Here is a 738-nt window from a genome sequence, read left to right as displayed (position 1 = left end):
CCTTTTTAAAATAATATTTAAGTAGCTTTTCAGTGTTGTTTCTTAAATTAGCATTGAAATAACGATGCTGCTCATGGTAACCCTTATAATAGAACTCGTACTCCGTAAAAACTCCATCATTGTTGCCAGGTACTGTTTTCATATTAAGCTTCCGCATTTTATCTCGAACTGCCTTTAGATCCTTTTGTACCTTCTGCATGGTAAACTCAATTAGGTTTAAATAAACCCTTTTAATTTTAAAGGGTGATCTTTCGGTTACTTTACGATCATATTCCAGTACTGATAAAACAAGCGGTAAATAAATGGAATGCTCCAGTATTACCCTGTGTTCTTCTAAAATCTTCGTCATTACTCCCACTTCCTGATAAAAAATAAAGTACCTTATTGAGGCTTTCTAAGAACAATATAACAGAACAAACGTTCTTTCTCAAGGAGTCGAAAAATACACTATTTTATCGTGCGTTTTTAACTTACATTACCACCTTGATTCCCCCCTTTTTGTTCGATAAAGCTTAGGACACTGTCTAAATGTACTAGATATATTTTAAGTAGAGGGAGGATTGTTTAAAAAATTCAGAATTTGTTCATACTTATACAAATGAAGTGGAGAGGGGAAATTAAGTATGAAAATGTCGAAAGAAGAGGCTCAGTTATTAGCAAAGAAAATGATAATGCGTAGTGAAAAAAAGTACGGAGGAATTACCCTAAAGAATAAAAAAGCAGCCAGCAATAAATAAA

General features: G+C 32.9%; 1 protein-coding gene. It reads right to left on the bottom strand.

The annotated features are described in order from the left end of the window. A partial coding sequence (locus tag QD409_RS35455; protein ID WP_430765040.1) for a hypothetical protein occupies positions 1–349 on the bottom strand: 349 nt, incomplete at its 3' end. Positions 350–738: the final 389 nt, after the last annotated feature.

Origin of the sequence: Rhizobium sp. BR 315, from assembly GCF_050577975.1 — a bacterium.
Classification (GTDB): Bacteria; Pseudomonadota; Alphaproteobacteria; order Rhizobiales; family Rhizobiaceae; genus Rhizobium; species Rhizobium miluonense.
Note: the sequence above shows the minus strand (reverse complement) of the source record. Positions and strands in the feature narration are given on the sequence as shown.